The organism is Psychrobium sp. nBUS_13, assembly GCF_051201665.1.
Classification (GTDB): Bacteria; Pseudomonadota; Gammaproteobacteria; order Enterobacterales; family Psychrobiaceae; genus Psychrobium.
In genome coordinates, this window is the sequence record NZ_CP179210.1 from 118,125 (window position 1) to 134,323 (window position 16,199).

At 40.6% G+C, this 16,199-nt stretch carries 16 protein-coding genes; 4 read left to right on the forward strand and 12 right to left on the reverse strand.

The genetic code is table 11. The features are described 5' to 3' along the window. Positions 1–118: 118 nt before the first annotated feature. A complete protein-coding gene (locus tag ACMAZF_RS00555) occupies positions 119–439 on the reverse strand; it encodes a glutaredoxin family protein (protein WP_435275568.1) in 321 nt (106 codons plus the stop codon). Between the two features lie 318 nt (positions 440–757). Here ACMAZF_RS00555 and ACMAZF_RS00560 point away from each other — a divergent pair, with 318 nt between their 5' ends. Continuing rightward, positions 758–946, forward strand: coding sequence for a hypothetical protein (locus tag ACMAZF_RS00560; RefSeq protein ID WP_435275569.1), 189 nt, complete (start codon positions 758–760; stop codon positions 944–946). 56 nt (positions 947–1,002) lie between these two features. Here ACMAZF_RS00560 and recQ read toward each other — a convergent pair whose 3' ends face one another. Beyond that, positions 1,003–2,820, reverse strand: coding sequence for a DNA helicase RecQ (recQ, locus tag ACMAZF_RS00565; protein ID WP_435275570.1), 1,818 nt, complete (start codon positions 2,818–2,820; stop codon positions 1,003–1,005). Positions 2,821–2,954: 134 nt separating this feature from the next. On the opposite strand from recQ, the gene ACMAZF_RS00570 reads away from it, so the two are divergent. Together ACMAZF_RS00570 and ACMAZF_RS00575 are read left to right on the forward strand one after the other, a co-directional pair. Further along, positions 2,955–3,422 carry a thioesterase family protein gene (locus ACMAZF_RS00570; protein ID WP_435275571.1) on the forward strand — a complete coding sequence of 156 codons (468 nt, stop codon included), beginning with the start codon at positions 2,955–2,957 and terminating at the stop codon, positions 3,420–3,422. 38 nt (positions 3,423–3,460) lie between these two features. Further along, positions 3,461–4,210, forward strand: coding sequence for a substrate-binding periplasmic protein (locus ACMAZF_RS00575; RefSeq protein ID WP_435275572.1), 750 nt, complete (start codon positions 3,461–3,463; stop codon positions 4,208–4,210). A gap of 6 nt (positions 4,211–4,216) precedes the next feature. On the opposite strand, the gene ACMAZF_RS00580 is transcribed toward ACMAZF_RS00575, so the two are convergent. The 6 genes from ACMAZF_RS00580 to glnA all read right to left on the reverse strand — a co-directional run bounded on the left by ACMAZF_RS00580 (position 4,217) and on the right by glnA (position 10,498). Next, on the reverse strand, positions 4,217–5,272 hold the full coding sequence (locus ACMAZF_RS00580) for a formimidoylglutamase (RefSeq protein ID WP_435275573.1): 1,056 nt from the start codon (positions 5,270–5,272) through the stop codon (positions 4,217–4,219). 77 nt (positions 5,273–5,349) lie between these two features. After that, a complete protein-coding gene (gene rraA, locus ACMAZF_RS00585) occupies positions 5,350–5,835 on the reverse strand; it encodes a ribonuclease E activity regulator RraA (RefSeq protein WP_435275574.1) in 486 nt (161 codons plus the stop codon). Between the two features lie 78 nt (positions 5,836–5,913). After that, the gene (gene glnG, locus ACMAZF_RS00590; RefSeq protein WP_435275575.1) at positions 5,914–7,314 is read right to left on the reverse strand and encodes a nitrogen regulation protein NR(I); all 1,401 of its coding nucleotides are present in this window, start codon (positions 7,312–7,314) and stop codon (positions 5,914–5,916) included. After that, positions 7,314–8,363: a nitrogen regulation protein NR(II) gene (glnL, locus tag ACMAZF_RS00595; protein ID WP_435275576.1), complete on the reverse strand. Its 1,050-nt coding sequence runs from the start codon at positions 8,361–8,363 to the stop codon at positions 7,314–7,316. Before glnL ends, glnG begins: the two co-directional genes overlap by 1 nt. 84 nt (positions 8,364–8,447) lie before the next feature. Beyond that, positions 8,448–8,966 carry a DUF4124 domain-containing protein gene (locus ACMAZF_RS00600; protein WP_435275577.1) on the reverse strand — a complete coding sequence of 173 codons (519 nt, stop codon included), beginning with the start codon at positions 8,964–8,966 and terminating at the stop codon, positions 8,448–8,450. Between the two features lie 122 nt (positions 8,967–9,088). Continuing rightward, positions 9,089–10,498: a glutamate--ammonia ligase gene (gene glnA / locus ACMAZF_RS00605; RefSeq protein WP_435275578.1), complete on the reverse strand. Its 1,410-nt coding sequence runs from the start codon at positions 10,496–10,498 to the stop codon at positions 9,089–9,091. A 449-nt stretch (positions 10,499–10,947) separates the two neighbouring features. On the opposite strand from glnA, the gene typA reads away from it, so the two are divergent. Further along, on the forward strand, positions 10,948–12,774 hold the full coding sequence (gene typA / locus ACMAZF_RS00610) for a translational GTPase TypA (RefSeq protein WP_435275579.1): 1,827 nt from the start codon (positions 10,948–10,950) through the stop codon (positions 12,772–12,774). 237 nt (positions 12,775–13,011) lie between these two features. On the opposite strand, the gene ACMAZF_RS00615 is transcribed toward typA, so the two are convergent. From ACMAZF_RS00615 to fdxA, 4 genes are all read right to left on the reverse strand, one after another. After that, positions 13,012–14,286, reverse strand: coding sequence for an EAL and HDOD domain-containing protein (locus tag ACMAZF_RS00615; RefSeq protein ID WP_435275580.1), 1,275 nt, complete (start codon positions 14,284–14,286; stop codon positions 13,012–13,014). Between the two features lie 68 nt (positions 14,287–14,354). Beyond that, positions 14,355–14,831, reverse strand: coding sequence for an acyl-CoA thioesterase (locus ACMAZF_RS00620; protein WP_150138414.1), 477 nt, complete (start codon positions 14,829–14,831; stop codon positions 14,355–14,357). 64 nt (positions 14,832–14,895) lie between these two features. After that, positions 14,896–15,756 (reverse strand): EamA family transporter, encoded by an 861-nt coding sequence (locus tag ACMAZF_RS00625; RefSeq protein WP_435275581.1) that lies wholly within the window; start codon positions 15,754–15,756, stop codon positions 14,896–14,898. A gap of 17 nt (positions 15,757–15,773) precedes the next feature. Continuing rightward, on the reverse strand, positions 15,774–16,100 hold the full coding sequence (gene fdxA, locus ACMAZF_RS00630) for a ferredoxin FdxA (RefSeq protein ID WP_435275582.1): 327 nt from the start codon (positions 16,098–16,100) through the stop codon (positions 15,774–15,776). Between the last annotated feature and the right edge of the window lie 99 nt (positions 16,101–16,199).

The window sequence follows — 16,199 nt, forward strand, 5'->3', positions numbered from 1 at the left end:
CTAAGAGCCAACAATAAATTGTTTTATAATTCAATATTTTAATTTAATTTTGTTGGTTTTTTAAGCATGAGGATTTTGATAAAGACAGCTATTTTCTAGATCTGTTCGAATAAAGGCATTAAACAATCAGGTTGAGCTCTCTGAGTTTTATTTCGACGTCAATTTGAGAAAAACCGCGGATTAAATTATTATCAATTAAAATTAAAGGATAGCTGTCGCCCTTAAGTTCATTAAATAGTTGCAACCCTTTAATGTCTTTTTCGACGTCGTATTCAATGTAATTTATATTTTTTAGATTGAAGTAATTTTTTAATCTTTGACAGACAGGGCACCAATCCGTTGTAAATATGATAACAGGTGATTCAGAAGTGATACCGAACTTGCTGTAGTTGCCAATGGTAACCATAGGCTCGTCAAATGAAGACTTAACGATTGGCACGTATAGACACTCCAGCAAGTGTTACCACACAAAGAAGAAGTATATTAACGAACAGCTCTTTTAGCATTATAAAATCCTTTTATTTTTCGGCTAATCGATTTATATCAAAGACAGATGATCTATAAAATTTACATGATATTCAATTGCTTTAAATCTTATTCATCTTTCGCCCGTAATCTATCACTAATAAATAGGTAGTACAATAAGAAGTTATTGGAGGTGTAAGGGCAGCATGCACTCATTCCATTTTAATCCCAGAAATTGCTTTGGAAGAAAAATAAACCTCAAAGGTTTTCTTATAAAGTTACACGAGGTTGTATGTTTGGATCTTCAGTCGAAGTAATGCATGCAGACGGAGTTAATCATTGTAAATATTCCAAAGAGAACTCGCCAAAGAATAATATTGATTATCTATTACTTGAATTACGCCGTGCATTCTATAAAGCCAATTCGGTAAAGGTTTCTTATAACTACATGGCATATCCAGAATCTAACAGAATCGACTGATCTGCAGACGCTTATGATAATAAATATTTTTCTAAAATTAATGAATTTCGAGATTATTAATTATCAAACTGATATTCCCTAATCAGCGCCAAGAAGTCATCGCCAAACTTTTCTAATTTACGCTCACCAACACCATTTACGCGTAACAATTCGTAAGGTGTTTGCGGTTGCTGCTCGGCCATTTCTGCAAGGCTGGCATCGTTAAAGACGACATAAGGTGGTACACCTTGCGCGTCGGCGATGGTTTTACGTAGGGTGCGCAGTTTAGCGAATAACACCTCGTCATAATCGTAATCATCTTTGCGACTACGGCCTTTGGCGCTACTTGAACTCTTGCTAATAGCTTGCAGACGTGGCACGGCAAGTTCTATGACTTTTTCGCCTTTTAGCGCACTGCGGGCTTCTGGGTTTAATACCAAAATTGAACTGCGGGTGATGTCTTGGCGTAAATACCCTAAGTGAATAAGTTGGCGGAAGATACTGAGCCAATATTCAGCACTGTGTTCAACACCGATGCCGTAGGTGGTTAATTTGTCGTGACCGTACTCTAAAACTCGTTGATTCTTAGAGCCGCGCAGCACATCAATGACATAGGCGACACCAAAATTTTGTTGCACGCGATACACACAAGAGAGCGCTTTTTGCGCGACGACTGTGCCATCAAAATGTTGTGGTGGGTCTAAGCAGATATCGCAGTTGCCACATTTACTCGAGCCGTATTCGCCAAAATAATGAAGCAATACTTGTCGGCGACAGGTTTGTGCTTCTGCAAAAGCGGCCATCGCATTAAGTTTTTGATGTTCAACTTGCTGCTGCGCCGGGTTATTGCCTTGTTCTATTAAGAAACGTACACGGCCTGTATCGCTTGGATCGTAAAGCATCACGGCTTCTGCTGCCATGCCGTCACGACCAGCACGACCAGTTTCTTGATAATACGATTCTATATTCTTAGGAATATTGTAATGGATAACAAAGCGCACATCAGGCTTGTCGATACCCATGCCAAAGGCAACAGTCGCAACCACAATATCTGTATCACCGCGAATAAAACTCTCTTGCACGCTCATGCGTTCGCTGTGTTCCATACCGCCGTGATAGCCAAGTACGCTAAAGTTTTGTTGTTGCAGTTTAAAGGCCGTTTCTTCTACTTGTTTTCGGGTGGTGCAATAGATAATGCCAGAGTTATTATTTTGGGTTTTAAGATATTGCAGTAGTTGAGTAAACGGTTTGAACTTTTCATACAGGGTGTAACGAATATTAGGGCGATCAAAGCTGGCTTGATGATAAAACGGGTCGTTTAAATTAAGGCGTGACGAGATTTCTTGGCGTGTTGCATCATCGGCAGTCGCCGTTAAAGCCATAATAGGCGGTGTAGGCAATACTGATTTTATTTGCCCAAGACTGGCATATTCAGGTCTAAAATCATGTCCCCATTGTGAGATACAATGCGCTTCATCAATCGCAATTAAAGAAATATGCAGTTGTTGAATTCGCTCTAAAAAGTTAGGTTGTAAAATTCGTTCTGGCGCGACATAAATGAGCTTTATCTCACCATATTGCATTGCGTTGAGCACCTGCATGCTTTCTTCGCGTGTTTGACTCGAATTTAAATATGCAGCAGCAACGCCATTAGCTTGTAAGGTATCAACTTGGTCTTTCATTAATGAAATGAGTGGTGACACAACAATGGTTAAGCCAGACATCAATAACGCTGGAATTTGGAAACAAAGAGATTTGCCGCCGCCGGTTGGCATAATGACTAAAGAATCACGGTGATTCAATGCCTGTTCAATAATATCTAATTGTCCCGTGCGAAATTCACTGTAACCAAATACTTGGCTCAGAACCTGTTGGGGAGTAGGAGGCTGCTGCACGTTATCTCTTTTTTATTGCTGAGGTATCAGAGCCTGTAGTGTAATCGAGTATCGATGGCTTGTCTTATTAAAATGCTTGTTTAAATTGAATGTATTACTTATTCTGTGGTTTGATTAATCAAAGAGAAAACATCATGGGTAAACAACTAAACGCTCAAACATTAAGGAAGATGCTTAAGGATATTTTTGAGCTACAGATGCCATTTCATCAATTAATTGGTCTTGAAATTCCATGTTATGAAAACAATAAAATCGAGTTGAAAATAGCGATGAAACCCGAGCTAGTCGGTAACATTATGCATGGTATTCTTCACGGCGGTGTTACCGCTAGTTTGTTGGATGTTGCTGGTGGCATGATTGTGTTTTCAGATGTCTTAGAAAACATGGAAGACTTAAGTGAAGAAGCGGTCACCAAGCGTTTACAAAACTTAGGCACTATCGATTTACGTATTGATTATTTACGTCCAGGTCGCGGCAAAGAGTTCACAGCGACAGCAACGGTGATTAGAACAGGCAATAAAGTCGCTGTTGCACGCATGGAATTACATAACGAGCAGGGCGATCACATCGCATTTGGTACAGGCACCTATATGGTGGGATAATTCAACTATACTTAATATTTTATGATGCGAGCTCCTTCATGTATTCCAAAATACTTAAGTATATTGTTATTTTATTTTGCTTTTATTGTGGCTCGTTATTAGCAAAACCTATCACCGTTGTGACGGAATATTTACCCCCTTTCCAAATAAAAAAAGAAGACGGTTCACTTAGCGGTTATTCTACTGCGGTGGTGAATCGTTTATTTGAATTAACAGATTTGCGTTCAACTGTGTATGTATTGCCTTGGGCACGTGCTTTTTTGATGGCAAAAAAAGAGCCCAATGTTTTGATTTATTCAATGTTCAGGACTAAAGAGCGTGAGTCCCAATTCCAATGGGTCGGAAATCTTCAGACTCAACATTTTTACTTATGGGGCCTAAAGAAAAACTTTAGCCAGCCACTGGTATCACTTGAAGAAGCCAAGGCATACCGAATTTCCACCTCTAAGGGTTATAGCGCTGATTACTTTTTGAAAGCAAATGGCTTTACGAATGTGTCGTTGACGTCTAGATACACCCAAAACGTCGGAATGCTGTTCAAAGAACGGGTAGATATTATTTCTGGACCTGCGTTATTACTCAAATATATGGTGGCAGATCTCGGTTATGATGCCACTAAATTGCAACGACTACATGAAGTTAAAGAACTGAATAAAGACATGTCGATTGCTTTTAGTAAGGACACTGATCCCAAATTAGTGAGGCGTTTCAAAATAGCCTTTAACTATTTGGAAAAAACTGGCGAGTTAGACAACATAAAACGCCAGTGGGGAATTACAAAGTACTAGAATCTGTTACTCACCAATATCTTGTTTTGATTGAATAAATGAAGAGACTAGCGCCGCTAATCCTTGGCCTACATCGCTTACCCCAGCATCAAATCCTGAAGGATGTTGGCAAGGTGCCCCTTCTGCTAGATGCAGGTAGCAAGATTGTGGTAACTGAGCGATAGTGTGGACATAGAATTGGGCGTCACTTACATCAACACCCACGTTAGTATAGGCGCTTGCTGGCATGAAGGAAATTGCATCAACGTCTAATTCAATGCCAACAGGTGCATGGCTGTCATTAAGGTAACAGCATGCATCTTCAAGGGCTTGTTCAAATGACACTTCACGTCGAACATAAATTTGCTGATAGCTAACATAGGGGAAGTGATGCTTGTTGAGACTGTTAATATTGGCTGCTGAATTTTTTAACTCGTGCATTCCGAGTGAAAAGTAATGACTAAGTAAGTTTTCATTAGCAGCATAGCTAAAACCATTTCCGCTATGACGTCCTTCAATATTTCTAAAGTCTGTGTGTGGATCTAGATTAACAGCAGCCATTGGTTGTTCTTTCGCTTGGCTCATTCCTTTGAGAATACCATAGGCGTTGTTGTGGCCACCACCGATGATTATAGGAATTAAATCAAGCGACGCTATGGCTTTGATGATTTTGCTCACTCGTTCATCAAGCTGGCTAACAAGTTCGCGGATAGTGTTTAATCCGCTGGTTGTCGCTAGATCTAAGTCATTGCTCAATCTTTGCAAATCGTCAGTGATAATATGACCTAATAGGCCAATTTCATTGCTGCGAATAAAGTTATTTTGTTGTAAGTTCAAAAAGCGTGATAAAAACGCCTGCCAACCTTCTGTACTACCGCCTCGTCCTAAATTTGCACGGGGGCCTATATCTTCAGGAATACCTAGTAATATAAACTTTGCACCTTTACGTTTGAAAGTTTCTAATACAACTTCAAGAGTATCTGATTCCGCTAATAGTAGTTGTTGGCCAATCTTGAGTTCGTTTTCACGATGGCTAATTAGTGGCGTGATTGAACTAGCGGTTGAGAATTGAATTTGTGTCATAGTGGGCGCAATTAGAGTAAATAAACGAAACGCTTTATAACACAATTGGCGTGTTATAAAGCGATAAAGATGGGTAATTATTCGATATCTAAAGGATCTGGCGATAAGATAACGCCAGTAGAGTCGGCATAAACATGATCTTCAGGTAAAAAGGTAACGCCGCCAAAATTGACGGGCATGTCTGTTTCACCATCTTGACTATCATTGGCCAAAACCGGAATTGATGCCAATGCTTGGATACCAAGATCTAGTTCGTCAATTAAATCCACTTCACGAATACAACCATAAACAATGACACCTTCCCAGCCGTTGTCTAAAGCAAGTTCGGCCAATTCAAAATCAACGAGTGCTCTTCGTAGTGAGCCGCCGCCATCAATGACTAATACTTTGCCTGCACCACTTTGGGTCAATGCTTCGCGAATGAGGCCATAGGCTTCGTGACATTTAATGGTAACTACTTCACCACCAAATGAATTTCGACCACCAAAATTGGCAAACATTGGCTCTACTACATCGACGCTGTCTAAGTACATGTCGCATAATTCAGAAGTATTGTATTGCATGGTCAGATCCCATTAGCTAAGAGTTATTTAGATAGTAGCTCATGACACTATCAATGCCAAGATGAGACCGTTGCCAACTTAATTAATATCAAGTTCTTTCAACTTGCGCGTAAGGGTGTTTCGTCCCCATCCCAATTTCTTAGCGGCAAGCTGTTTATGCCCGGCGCTACTCGTTAATGCACAATCAATGACTGTGCGTTCAAACTCAGGCATGGCTTGATTAAGTATCGCTTCATCACCATTGTTAAGCTGTTCCATACACCAAGCTCTCAGTGCTTGCTGCCAATCACTATGTTGGGTGAATTGTGTCTTAGCTTGCGTTAATTCAGGCGGTAAATCATTAATCAGAATTTCTTGTCCTGAGGCCATTACCGTTAACCAGCGACATGTATTTTCTAATTGCCTTACATTACCTGGCCATTCAAGTGTGGTTATATATGTTTGCGCTTCTTTACTCATCTTCTTCGCTTCTACCTTCAATTCTTTGGCGGCTAGGCTCAGAAAATGATTAGCAAGCGTTGGTATATCTTCTCGGCGCTCATTAAGGCTTGGAATATGAATTCTAATAACATTGAGACGATGGAATAAGTCTTCTCTAAATTCGCCATCAGTGACTAGTTTTTCAAGGTTTTGATGAGTGGCTGCAATGATTCTTACGTCAACCGAGACTGGCTGGTGACCACCTACACGATAAAACTGACCATCTGCTAGCACCCGCAATAAGCGTGTTTGAACATCCAGTGGCATATCGCCAATTTCATCTAGAAATAATGTGCCGCCATTGGCTTGCTCAAATCGTCCTTCACGTACAGTGTTAGCGCCCGTAAAGGCGCCTTTTTCATGACCAAATAACTCTGACTCAATCAAGTCTTTTGGGATAGCAGCCATGTTAAGGGCAATAAAGTTATTATCTTTGCGTGGGCTGTGCTTATGAAGGGCTTTAGCAACAAGTTCTTTACCCGTGCCTGATTGACCATTAATTAAGACGCTGATACTTGAAGAAGATAATCGGCCAATGGCACGAAAAACTTCTTGCATGGCCGGAGCTTCGCCAATAATTTCAGGTGCCGGCGTTTTCTTGTTGGCAGACTTTTTAACGCGCTTTGTTTGCTCTAAACTGTGCTCAATAGCGCGATTAATTAATCCAAGCGCGTCATCAATATCAAAGGGTTTTGGCAAATATTCAAATGCACCACTTTGGTACGCGCTAACAGCACTATCGAGATCTGAATGTGCTGTAATTATGATGACCGGAATGTCAGGGTAATGTTCTTGAACACGGCCTAGTAATTCCATACCGTCGGTATCAGGCATGCGAACATCTGACACTATTACACTTGGTTGCTCGTGTGAGAGTGCTTCCCATAAGCTTTCAGCTGCGGCGAATGTGGCAACACTAATGTTGGCACTTGATAACGCTTTTTCTAGTACCCAGCGAATAGAGCTATCGTCGTCCAAGACCCATACTTGTTCAGTCATTAGGCTTCCTTAATTACTGGCAATGAAACGGTAAATTCGGTAAATCCGGGACGTGATTTAAAATCGATACGTCCGTTATGTTGTTGTACTAGCGTTTGAGCAATAGATAACCCTAATCCTGTGCCTTGAGCGCGGCCTGTAATCATTGGATAGAACAGCGTGTTATGAAGGTGTGGCGCAATACCTGGGCCGTTATCGATAATCTTAATTTCAATAGCCAATCGATGACGTTGTCCATTAATGGTTACTTGATTGGTGACTCGGCTCATAATCGTTAAGTGGCCGCTATCACCCATGGCTTGAATGGCATTTTGAATAATATTAAGCAGTGCTTGTTGAATTTGCTCATCATCAATCGAGATATCAGGAATGCTAGGATCGTAATCCCGTTCAATGTGAATATCCTTGGGTAACTCAATGGAAACGAGTTGGATAATTTTTTCTAAGACTTGATGAATATTGTGTAATTGATGCTGGTGGTGCGTATTCGGCCCTAATAATCGTTCAACTAGATTATTTAGGCGGTCAGCCTGCTCCATAATCATTTGCGTATATTCTTGATTACTTTCATCTAGTTGGCGATGGAGCAATTGAGCTGCGCCGCGTAATCCACCGAGTGGATTTTTTATTTCGTGGGCGAGACCTTTTACTAAGTTTTTAGCTAACTGTTGTTGCGTAAGTTGTTGCATCTCTTGTGAAATGCGTTGTTGTTGATCGACTTGTCTTATTTCTACAAGCAGTAAATGCTGTTGCTCCACCTCAATTGGACTCACACTAAGATCGATTGTGACACTGCGGCCATCAACGCAAATGAGTGTTGCTAGGTTATCGGTAAATCCCTGATCAGTTTCGAATACTTGGGAAAATAGCTGTGTGTTTGAGCTGAGATGATGGAATAGTGTATTAAGGTGGCTTCCCGCCATGCGTTTACTGCTCAGTTTAAGGAGTTGCTCCGCTGCAGGGTTGTTGTGATGCACACAAAGTTGTTGATCGAGTAACAAAATACTCGATACCACATTATCAAATATCGATTTATAAATGGTCGACACCCTAGGCTCCAAATTCGTAATCTAACTAACGCACCATTTTGGTGCGAAAGATTGACGATTGCAAACATATTGCTCATTTTTGGGCTATCGAGCTCGATTTATTGAGGCTTTATGCATGTAAACAACCGTTTCACTCGATGTTGCAAGAACTTTGCCACGACGACCTTGAAGTTGTGCTTTTATTTTGATGATTCCGCGATCTAATTCTTTGAGTGTAAAAGTGTTGTTTACAACGGCTGGGCCATGGGGCTTATCATTAATTAATAGCTGAATTTTATAGTTATGATCCGAGGGTGCAGTTACACCAATAGTCACTGTAAGCTCTCCGCCGTTACTACGAATAGAGTCGCCATTATTTGGTGATAATATTGCAATGCTTGCAACTTCTCTTTCTGGTGGCTTTTCTGAAATTACTGGCGCCGGTAGTGGCTGGGTTTTACGTGTGTTTATAGGTTGTAAGTTTACTTTTGTAGCACCTGGGAAAGGTTTATCTGAATAGACTACTCTACCATCCTTGTTTACTTTTTTGTAAACAGTAAAGGCGGAAACTTGAGTGCTAATGACTACGTAGCCAATAAATAATAACCCAGAAAAATATTTCATTACGCGCCTTTTCATAAACGAGAGAAATATAATAATGAGCCTTAACTGTCCATAATTCAAATTTCAACAAAAAAAGCCTGCAAATTGCAGGCTTTTTGGGTATATATTTGTTTAATCAGTGATTAAACGCTGTAGTACATTTCAAACTCAACTGGGCTAACAGCAAGGTTTAGACGTTCTACATCTTTAGATTTCAATTCAATGTAAGCGTCGATAGCTTCTTTAGAGAATACGCCGCCTTCAGTAAGGAAGTCGCTGTCTGATTTTAGTGCCTCAAGTGCTTCACTTAACGATTCGGCAACGGTTGGAATTTGTGCTGCTTCTTCGGCTGGAAGGTCATATAAATCTTTATCCATTGCATCGCCAGGGTGGATCTTATTCTTAATACCGTCAAGACCAGCCATTAATAATGCTGAAAAGGCTAGATACGGATTGGCCGTTGGATCAGGGAAGCGAACTTCAATACGACGTGCTTTAGGTGATGGCACGACAGGAATACGAATCGATGCACTACGGTTACGCGCTGAGTATGCAAGCATTACTGGTGCTTCAAAACCAGGTACAAGGCGCTTGTAAGAGTTAGTCGACGCATTAGTGAACGCGTTTAATGCTTTTGCATGCTTGATGATGCCGCCAATGTAGTAAAGCGCTGTCTCTGAAAGGCCACCGTATTTATCACCTGAAAATATGTTCTGACCGTCTTTAGCTAGTGACATGTGACAATGCATTCCACTGCCGTTATCTTGTGAAATTGGTTTTGGCATGAAGGTCGCTGTTTTTCCAAACTCATGGGCAACGTTGTGTACAACGTATTTGTAAATTTGGATTTCATCTGCTTTATTAACGATAGTGTTAAAGCGACAGGCGATTTCATTCTGACCTGATGTTGCAACTTCATGGTGATGTGCTTCAACAACTAAGCCCATTTGATCCATTAGCATACACATAGCGCTACGAATATCTTGCGAAGAATCAACTGGTGACACTGGGAAGTAACCGCCTTTAATACCTGGGCGGTGACCGGTGTTACCTTCTTCGTATTCTGTGTTTGAGTTCCAACAGGCTTCTTTGTCATCGATTGAATAAGACGCGCCATTGATGTCATTCTTGTAACGCACGTCGTCAAATAGGAAGAATTCTGGTTCAGGACCAAATAATACGTCGTCTGCGAAACCTGCACCACGCATATATTCTTCAGCGCGTTTAGCTACAGAGCGCGGGTCGCGATCGTAACCTTGCATTGTGTCTGGTTCTAAAATGTCACAACGAATGTTTAATGTAGGAATGTCTGTAAATGGGTCTAAAACAGCAGTAGAAGGATCAGGCATCATGACCATGTCTGAATCGTTAATTGATTTCCAACCAGCGATTGATGAACCATCAAACATTTTTCCGTCTTCGAAAAAGTCTTCGTCAACTTGATGTGATGGGATACTGATGTGCTGCTCTTTACCTTTAGTATCGGTGAAACGTAAATCAATAAATTTTACATCGTTTTCTTTAATTAACTCTAAAACATTTTCAATAGACATCTAGGTGTTTCCTTCTTACATGTTAAACATACAACAATTCAATTACTGCTCTCATAGCTATAACTATGCCAAGACTTTAAGTTATTGATTAAGTGTGTTTAATTGTTTTGTTGTTGTTGATAGTACGCGATATTTGCACCAATAAGATCCCTCGATTGCACCAGCGTGGTGCGTAAAAGCTGTTTGCACCAAATTGCAACATTTCGATGTGATGTGTGGTAGCTCATAAATTGACTAATAAAATCATCACTAACGCGGTATCAGCTATTAAATAGATAGCTTTTACTGAGACAAGTCTGTAGAATTTGCCGCCTAATTTTTGTACCCGTATAGTTGTTTTGCGCAGTTTAGTCATGAGTTGGTCATACAACACAGGTAGATTGTTACGGGTACCCATGATCTTTGAATAACTAAAGCAGATGCTGGTTATTCCTATTTAGGCGAAATAAATGTCAAATAATATTACTGATATCAGCAAGTTGCGTAACGTTGCAATCATTGCTCACGTTGACCACGGTAAAACGACCTTGGTTGACAAATTGTTAGCACAATCTGGTACGGTTGAGTCTCGCGGTGAAGCCGAAGAGCGCGTAATGGATTCAAACGATCTTGAAAAAGAGCGTGGTATTACTATCTTGGCAAAACCAACTGCCATTAACTGGAATGATCACCGTATCAACATCGTAGATACTCCTGGACACGCCGATTTTGGTGGTGAAGTAGAGCGTATCATGTCGATGGTTGATTCTGTATTGCTACTTGTTGACGCTGTTGATGGCCCTATGCCACAAACACGTTTCGTAACGCAAAAAGCATTTGCTCAAGGCTTAAAGCCAATTGTTGTTATCAACAAGATTGACCGTCCTGGTTCTCGTCCTGATTGGGTTATGGATCAAATTTTTGATTTATTCGATAACTTAGGCGCTACTGATGAGCAGTTAGACTTTAAAGTTGTTTACGCATCTGCACTAAACGGTTGGGCAACAAACGATGTTGACGAACCGTCTGATAACATGAACCCATTATTTGATGCGATCCTTGAAGATGTTTCTGCGCCAGACGCAAACTCTGATGGTGATTTCCAAATGCAAATCTCTCAGCTTGATTACAACTCTTATGTTGGTGTAATCGGTGTTGGTCGTATTAAGCGTGGTATCGTTAAGCCTAACCAACAAGTTATGGTTTCTATGGCTGATGGCTCTACTCGTAAGGGTAAAGTTGGTACGGTAATGGGTTACTTAGGCCTTGATCGTAACGAAGTTGATGAAGCGCATGCGGGTAACATCGTTGCTATTACCGGTTTAGGTGAGTTAAAAATCTCTGACACTATCTGCGCCGTTGAAAATGTTGACCCATTACCTCCTCTAAGTGTTGATGAGCCAACAGTAACCATGACTTTCCAAGTAAACAACTCTCCGTTTGCTGGTAAAGAAGGTAAATTTGTAACGTCTCGTAATATTAGCGAACGTTTAGAGCAAGAACTTGTTCATAACGTAGCATTACGTGTTGAGCCAGGCGATGATCCTGATAAATTCCGTGTTTCTGGCCGTGGTGAGCTTCACCTAGGCGTATTAATTGAAACTATGCGTCGTGAAGGTTTCGAGCTTGCTATTTCTCGTCCTGAAGTAATCATCAAAGACGTTGATGGCGTGAAAATGGAACCGATGGAAAAAGTAACTGTAGATGTTGAAGAAGAGCATCAAGGTACAGTTATGGAAAAACTAGGTACTCGTAAAGCTGTTATGTGTGACATGCAGTTAGACGGAAAAGGCCGTGTACGTATCGATTTCGATATGCCTTCACGTGGTTTAATCGGTTTCCAAACTGAATTCATGTCAATGACTTCTGGTTCTGGCTTAATCTACCATACGTTTGAAGAGTACGCAGAGCATAAAGGCGGCGATATCGGTCAACGTGCTAACGGCGTATTGATCTCTAACGCTACTGGTAAAGCATTAACTTACTCATTGTTTAACCTACAGCAACGTGGTCGTTTATTCGCTAGCCACGCTGATGAAGTTTACGAAGGTCAGTTATTAGGTATTCATAGCCGTGACAACGATTTAACAGTTAACGCACTTAAAGGTAAGCAGCTAACGAACGTACGTTCATCAGGTACTGATGAAGCACAAGTACTTACGCCACCAATCGTTTACACACTTGAGCAAGCGCTTGAGTTCATCGATGATGATGAGTTAGTAGAAGTAACACCTGTAAGCATTCGTCTACGTAAGAAGCTTCTTACTGAAAACGAACGTAAACGTGCAAATCGCTAGAGATTAAACGTTAATGAGAGGCCGACAACATGTCGGCCTTTTTGTGTCTGAAATTTAGAATGCTTTATGAATTAAAGTTATACCAATTGCATTAAATATTTGCCCACTTGTACTTGTTAAAATTAACTAAAATGGCGTTGCTCTCAATCCTAATAGCCAGCTATTAGTCAATCGAGCGCCTTGTTTTAGCTGATTTTATCTACGCACAACAAGATCACTTACTTAATGCAATTGGTATTAATTCATTTGTGGTGCGTCGCAGTCTTCTAGGTGCTCCGCCCATTCAATTGCTTGTTGATAATATTGATTGATGGTTTCAATAGGGATGCGTAACTTTAGCGCCTCACGCTCTGATAGATGCCAGCTACCGTGTTCTAAATGTCTAATAGTACGTAATGCCATGCTAATAGGCGTTTGCGATAGTTCATCGTCATCAAGGAGAGTTTCACAAATAACTTCATCCAATGATAAGCGTATGGTGATGTCTTGCATTGGAATATCCAGAATGGCATCAATTAATGAAAACATCCCAGTCATAAACGCTTGATCGCAAATTGCCGGTGCTAAATCATTGATAACCAATTCACAAAACTTTGCACGAGTTGCGCAAATTTTAATGAGTTCAGGTGGTTTATCTTGCGCTAATACCGCGGTAAAAAATAATGAGATTAATTCTTTTAACTGTAATTCGCCCATGTAGGTTATGGCTTGTTTTACTGAGGTGATTTTACCTTTTAAAGGAAAAATTCCCGAGTTTACGTAACACAACAGCTTGTACACTAATCCACAGTCTTTCTCTAACAAGCCTATAATTTTGCTGTAGTTTATATTTTTCTTATTAACTTCATTGAGCAGCATTACTAGCAATAACTGTGTTGATTCGACTTCTTGGCTTTGTTTCATTTCCGGTTTACAAAAATAATAGCCTTGAAATAAATGAAAGCCCATTTCAACCGCTTGTTTATATTCGGCGTGGGTTTCTACTTTTTCTGCGAGTAATTTGATGCGTGTTTTAGCCAGTAGTTCGCGAACCAAAGGCTCTATGTCACTGAGAGATGTATGTTGAATATCGAACTTAATAACACGCACTACGGTTAAAAATCGTTTCCATTCTGGTTTATAGACGAAATCATCAAGTGCAATTGAATACCCTGATTTCACTAGCTCTTGGCAAACTGAAAAAATCTCATCGCTTGGTTTTACGTCTTCTAATATCTCTATTAAGATTTCGTCTTTAGGTAACAGAAAAGGTAATCGTTTTAGTAAAGACTCTTCGGAGAAGTTGATGAGTGCCCGTTTGCCTGATGTAAATGGTTTGATGCCTTTGTTGAAATAAGTACGGCCAATCAGTTTTGACGTGGCGACATGATGATTGGTGTTTTCTGGATAGGCGTTTACCTGCCCTTCGCGAAAGAATAGCTCGTAGGCACAAACTTGTTTTTTTCTGTTTAAGATAGCTTGTCGAGCAATAAAAACATTCATAAAGGGACCAATATCAAGATGAGTTTCCAACTTAAGGTAATTCCTTAGTATTGTAAACTCTCATTACTCAAACTATGGTCTAATGACCGTTTCGAAAATTACTCAACAAAAATGGCCATCTCTTCGCCAATTTGTTTACGCATATCCATTAATCGAATGGCTGTATCATGCTGTTTTTTATCTTCTTCGGTTTCTGGTGTCCAAGTAGGTACTTGAATGGATTCACCGTGCTCATCTACGGCGACCATAATCACGATACAGTGTGTTGTTAGGCGTTTATTGAGGGATTTAGGATCACAGGCATTGACTTCAAGCGCAATGTGCATTGAAGATTTTCCAGTGTAAATAACCTTGCCTGTAACTTCTACTAGGCTGCCAACATGAATCGGCGACACGAATCGAATACCACCGGCATAAGCGGTTATACAATAGCGACCACTCCAACCTGCAGCGGTTGCATAAGCGGCTAAATCTATCCATTTCATTACGGCACCGCCATGAACTTTTCCGCCAAAGTTGACGTCTTGAGGCTCTGCTAAAAAGCGCAACGTGAGTTCGCGTTGTGGGTTGTTCATTGGGCTTCCTTTTACTTGGATTAACGCTTAATTAAATAATCTTATGATCTAAATAAAAAATTTGCTAGCTTTGCTGCTTATTAAAGAAGTGGTTGAGCCAGAGAGAGAATAAAATAATCCCGCCGCCAACAGCTAATCTCGTCAAATCTTCGTCTCGATTCCAAATGAGAATATTCACCACTAATCCCGCTGGAACTAGCGCGTTATTCATTACTGCCAATGTTCCAGAACTCACTAGTGTTGCGCCTTTATTCCATGCGAAATAACCCAGGCCTGAGGCGATAAACCCAAGGTAAATTAAAATGCCCCACTGAGTGTTAGTGGTTGGTAGTCTATCGATATTGCCAAATAGCATGAATAATATCAGCGCCACAATAAACGCGCCGATATAAAAGAGACCAAAGATTGAAGACTGCGATAGTTGATTATTTTTGTCAGATTCCATGACACGCTTGTATGCGACTTGGCCTAAAGCAAAGCTGATATTAGCACCTTGTACCACTAAAAAACCTAGCAGGAAGCCTTCATTGATGCCTTGATACTTTATCATCATCGCACCGAACACTGCGACGATGGCACTCACTAAAAATCCCAATGAAAATCGGCGCTGACTAATATCGTAGAACAACGTGACATAAATAGGTGTTAACACGGTAAACAGTAGAACTTCAGGGACGGATAAATAGAGAAATGATTGATAATAAAAACAATACATCAGCCCCAGTTGTGCACCGCCAATACCCATCAGCTTTAATGCTAATGGCTTGGGAATGTTTTGTAGTTTAAGCAGTGGCAGAAATAACAGCATAGCCAATGAAATACGCGTTAACGCAGAAAACCACGCGTCAACTTGTCCTGCTAAATAGACGCCAATCAGGCTAAATGAAAAGGCCCAGAGTATGGTGGTGGCAGCTAAATAGTTCATAAGGCCTCAGTGTATTGTTATTCTACAATCAGTTGGTCAATTTTATTGGGAGTACCATTGACGCTGTCGGCGTTTGGCAATGGTTTAATGACTTCAGTAATCTTTGGCCACATCTCGCTCAGTTCAGCATTGAGCTCTTTAAACTGCTCCTGGCCGGCGGGAAGCTCATCTTCTTGGAAAATAGCGTTAGCGGGGCATTCAGGTACGCATAAATCGCAATCGATGCAGTCAACTGGGTTAATGGCTAAAAAATTAGGTCCCTCATGAAATGCATCCGCTGGACACACTGACACGCAATCAGTGTATTTACATGCAATACAGTTGTCAGTGACTACAAAGGCCATGAATGGTTCCTAGAAGCTAGAGTGAGGGAATTAAGGGATCATACTGATTGTGGAATGAATATCAATGATTGATATGGCAAGATTTGATGACCAAAAGCT

What these genes read in the sequence shown, in the direction of transcription:
- ACMAZF_RS00575 (WP_435275572.1), top strand. Translation starts at nt 3,461, where the DNA reads ATGTATTCCAAAATACTTAAGTATATTGTTATTTTATTTTGCTTTTAT.
- fdxA (WP_435275582.1), bottom strand. Translation starts at nt 16,100, where the DNA reads ATGGCCTTTGTAGTCACTGACAACTGTATTGCATGTAAATACACTGAT.
- rraA (WP_435275574.1), bottom strand. Translation starts at nt 5,835, where the DNA reads ATGCAATACAATACTTCTGAATTATGCGACATGTACTTAGACAGCGTC.
- glnA (WP_435275578.1), bottom strand. Translation starts at nt 10,498, where the DNA reads ATGTCTATTGAAAATGTTTTAGAGTTAATTAAAGAAAACGATGTAAAA.
- ACMAZF_RS00580 (WP_435275573.1), bottom strand. Translation starts at nt 5,272, where the DNA reads ATGACACAAATTCAATTCTCAACCGCTAGTTCAATCACGCCACTAATT.
- ACMAZF_RS00570 (WP_435275571.1), top strand. Translation starts at nt 2,955, where the DNA reads ATGGGTAAACAACTAAACGCTCAAACATTAAGGAAGATGCTTAAGGAT.
- typA (WP_435275579.1), top strand. Translation starts at nt 10,948, where the DNA reads ATGTCAAATAATATTACTGATATCAGCAAGTTGCGTAACGTTGCAATC.
- ACMAZF_RS00560 (WP_435275569.1), top strand. Translation starts at nt 758, where the DNA reads ATGTTTGGATCTTCAGTCGAAGTAATGCATGCAGACGGAGTTAATCAT.
- ACMAZF_RS00600 (WP_435275577.1), bottom strand. Translation starts at nt 8,966, where the DNA reads ATGAAATATTTTTCTGGGTTATTATTTATTGGCTACGTAGTCATTAGC.
- ACMAZF_RS00620 (WP_150138414.1), bottom strand. Translation starts at nt 14,831, where the DNA reads ATGAACAACCCACAACGCGAACTCACGTTGCGCTTTTTAGCAGAGCCT.
- glnG (WP_435275575.1), bottom strand. Translation starts at nt 7,314, where the DNA reads ATGACTGAACAAGTATGGGTCTTGGACGACGATAGCTCTATTCGCTGG.
- ACMAZF_RS00625 (WP_435275581.1), bottom strand. Translation starts at nt 15,756, where the DNA reads ATGAACTATTTAGCTGCCACCACCATACTCTGGGCCTTTTCATTTAGC.